The following is a 4,078-nucleotide window of genomic DNA, read 5'->3' as shown; positions in this document are numbered from 1 at the left end:
ATCTTAACCGTTAAACCCTACCCCTTAACCTGCATCCGCTAAGCCCTCACCGCCAACCGCTTAACGCTCAATAATAAACCACTATTTTTCTCTTCTATATTAAAACAAATTTGCCTTACTTTGTATCTTGTTTTTTACCATAAATTTCGAATGCAAGTAAAAGCTGGCCCCCTATTATCTAAAATCAACTATCCCGCTGATTTAAAGCAATATAGCGATTCTGACTTAGAACAAATAAGCCAGGAATTACGACAGTATATCATTGATGTTGTTAGTGTTAACGGTGGCCATTTTGGCGCCAGTTTAGGTGTTGTTGAATTAACAGTAGCCTTACACTATGCATTAAATACCCCTTACGATAAGTTGGTTTGGGATGTAGGCCACCAGGCATACGGACATAAAATATTAACCGGCCGTAGGGATTTATTCCATACCAATCGTGTATACGGCGGTATTAGCGGTTTCCCAAAAATTTCGGAAAGTGAGTATGATACCTTTGGTGTAGGCCATTCTTCTACTTCCATTTCGGCCGCTTTGGGTATGGCGGTGGCTTCGCAATTAAAAGGCGAAACAGACAGACAGCATGTGGCTGTTATCGGTGATGGCGCCATGACAGCTGGTTTAGCTTTTGAAGGATTAAACCATGCAGGGATCGAAAACAGCAATGTGCTGGTAATCCTGAATGATAACTGCATGTCTATCGATCCGAATGTGGGTGCACTTAAGGAATATTTAACCAGCATCACCATTTCAAAATCGTACAACCGTTTCCGTGATGATATTTCTCATGTACTCGCAGGGCTTTCTAAACTAGGCCCTAACGCACATAAGTACGTTAAGAAAATTGAGAAAAGCATTAAAGGAACCTTACTTAAACAAAGTAATTTATTTGAAGCTTTAAACTTTAGGTATTTCGGTCCTGTTGACGGGCACGATGTAAAACGTTTAGCGCAGACCATAAAAGATTTATCTGCTATTCCTGGCCCTAAGCTTTTACACTGTATTACCGTAAAAGGTAAAGGTTTTGCACTGGCAGAAAAAGATCAGACCAAGTGGCATGCTCCAGGTCTTTTCGATAAGATTACCGGCGAAATCAAAAAAAGTATTCCAGACAAGCCACAACCACCAAAATACCAGGATGTTTTCGGACATACCATGGTCGAGCTGGCTGAGGCGAACGATAAAATTGTAGGTATTACACCTGCTATGCCATCAGGATCATCGTTAAATATTATGATGAAAGCGATGCCAAAACGTGCATTCGATGTAGGTATCGCAGAGCAACATGCCGTGACTTTCTCGGCTGGCCTGGCCACTCAAGGATTGGTTCCGTTTTGCAATATTTATTCAAGCTTTATGCAAAGGGCCTACGATCAGGTGATTCATGATGTAGCCATTCAAAAATTGAACGTAGTATTTTGTTTGGATAGGGCAGGCTTAGCAGGTGCTGATGGTGCGACACACCATGGCGCATATGATATTGCTTACATGCGTTGTATCCCGAATTTAGTGATCTCTTCTCCAATGAACGAAGAAGAATTGCGTAACCTGATGTTTACTGCCCAACAAGAAAATGTGGGGCCGTTTGTAATCCGTTATCCTCGTGGTAATGGTGTAATGCCCGATTGGAAACGACCATTCAAAGCATTAGAAATTGGCAAAGGACGTAAGATCTGTGATGGTGAAGATGTAGCCCTATTAACTATTGGTCACGTGGGTAACTTTGCCGTTGAGGCACGAGCCGAGTTAAACAGCGAAGGTTTTTATCCTGCCCACTACGATTTACGTTTTGTAAAGCCTTTAGATGAGCAATTACTACATGAAGTATTTGCTAAGTATAAACATGTAATCACCGTAGAAGATGGTTCATTACCTGGAGGAGTAGGTTCTGCAATATTAGAATTTATGGCCGATCATGGTTATAGCGCAAATGTAATCCGTTTAGGTATTCCAGATCAGTTTATCGAACATGGCGAACAGGCCGAGCTTTGGGCCGAATGCGGTTATGATAAAAACGCAATTGTAGCGGCAGTAAGAAAAGTTGCCATCAAAAGAACAACCGATAGTATGGCAGGGTAGAAACTTGTCGTATTACTTGTCATTCTGAGGGGGTTTTTAAGTATTAGTGTCGTCACCCTGAATTCATTTCAGGGTCTTAATAGCAGGAAAGATGCTGAAATAAATTCAGCATGACTATCGCGTGAGGTGAAGCGGCTGTAAAACACCAACTATATTCAAATATTAATCGAACTCAGGTTAATTAACAAAAAAGCCTCAGCTAACAAATAACTGAGGCTCTTTTTATATCATGTAGTTTATTAAAAATCAGAATACAAATTCCTGAACGAACTCCGTAAACCGAAAGTAATCAATCCGGTAGTATTTTTACCTAAATTGTTACTTTCTCTCCTAACCACACCACCTAGTTCTAAGCGTAGGTTGTATTTCGGATTAACTACATAAGCTACTTTTCCTTCAGCATAAAAAAGGTCTGTGCGAATCCCTTGAGTGGTGTAATTCCCAATAGGCTGTACCGCGTCAGTATATGGCTCGAAAATATTCTTACCATAGTTCTGCCCAGCGATATCCAGACCATACTTAGCATACATCAGTTCGCCGCTAAAATCAAAACGTTTGTAAGAATAGTTTAATAAACTAACAAGCTCTCTAAAGTTAGCACCAAAAGGATGTGCTAGAGGCTCATTATAGTTGGCGTAATTGCCAATACGGGTTCTGGAAGAAAATGTGTAGGGTTTAGCTGTATTGTATTCCAATAAATAGTTTAATCCTTCAACATGAAATACATCCGCGCCTCTCAATCCCAATTGCCAACCATATTTATTTCTGGAACTGCCAGAGCTGGAAAAGAAACTTTTAGCTTCAAATTCATCCAGCGAAAATTGTCCATAGGCAACCAGTTCCTTCGCAAATTTATATTTACCAGTAAAACCCAGCAGAGCATTGTCTGGAGAGCCACTAGAAGCTTCTACGGGCCTTAAGAAGATGATGGGATTTGCATAGCCCCAATCAAATCCTCTTCTATTTCCAGCATCATCTGTTTGTGCCCAAATAATAGAGTCGAAAAATCCAATCGATAATTTATTGTTGACGTTCCAATCGAGGTAATGAAAAATCCCTCCTTTTTTACGGTTACCGGCATCGTAAGATAGTTTGGTCGCACCCGGATCCTGCATTGAAGTCCACATAGCCATATACTGTACATTACCTAAATTTCCTGTAAGTTTTAAAAAGGGCGCCGGAGAAGAAAAATCGGATAATAATAATGACCGGTACCCATCACCGATAAAGGTTTTATCATAACCCGCCGTAATATTCAAATATTTTATAGGAGTATAAGATATAGTAGCAGTTACGTAAGACCAATCTAAAGAAGTTTTGCCTCCATTAAAACCATAAGCGCGGTTAAAAGATTGCCCTGGAACTACGCCACTAGTTTTCACATAATCATTATAATATTTAGAGAATTGTCCCTGATTTTCAAAGCCACTGGTGTAAAAGGAGAATTTTTTTCCAACTGTTCCACCAACCTGATAACCCCGTGTATTTAACCAAACATTTTGTTTGCCCGAAAAATCCCTACCGATCTGAAAATCTGGCAAAAAATCAGCATATACTGTAAAATCTTCTTTCTGTATGTCTAGTAAATGTTCCTGAAATAATTTTCTCGATACCCACGATTTTCTAGTTGAGTCTGTTCCGATGCTTAACAACAACCTACTTCTATCTCGCAATAAACTATCATCAATAAAAAAAGGTTTTAAAGAGCTGTGAATCCGTGTATTTGGATTATAAATCTCGCTACTCAGCTTCTGGTAGAATTGATAAGAGTAAGGTTGATAAACGGCTTGAGCTTTTAATTTGTGAACGGAAACGACTAAAAACAGCAGTAATAAGATTTTCTTCATTTGGTAAATTTTTAATTCAAACGGCAAAGAACGTTATTAATTATGAAATTAACGATCCTCTCCAAACTTCGATAAAAGAAAAAGCCCTTTAGGGCTTTCTTTATATTTATTTAAAATGCATTCTCTTCACCTTTGGCCATATTAATCACGGT

The 4,078-nt window shown here is 39.3% G+C and carries 2 protein-coding genes; one reads left to right on the top strand and one right to left on the bottom strand.

Annotation, left to right across the window (positions count from 1 at the left end; genetic code table 11):
- The first annotated feature begins 150 nt into the window (after positions 1-150).
- Positions 151-2,079, top strand: a complete 1,929-nt coding sequence (gene dxs / locus AC1DND_RS21735) for a 1-deoxy-D-xylulose-5-phosphate synthase (protein ID WP_477584706.1) — start codon at positions 151-153, stop codon at positions 2,077-2,079.
- A gap of 239 nt (positions 2,080-2,318) precedes the next feature.
- On the opposite strand, the gene AC1DND_RS21730 is transcribed toward dxs, so the two are convergent.
- Positions 2,319-3,926 carry a gliding motility protein RemB gene (locus AC1DND_RS21730; RefSeq protein ID WP_477584705.1) on the bottom strand — a complete coding sequence of 536 codons (1,608 nt, stop codon included), beginning with the start codon at positions 3,924-3,926 and terminating at the stop codon, positions 2,319-2,321.
- Positions 3,927-4,078 lie beyond the last annotated feature (152 nt).

The sequence above is a fragment of the Pedobacter sp. 01N416 genome (assembly GCF_056399685.1).
This window is presented reverse-complemented; position numbering and strand designations above follow the sequence as displayed.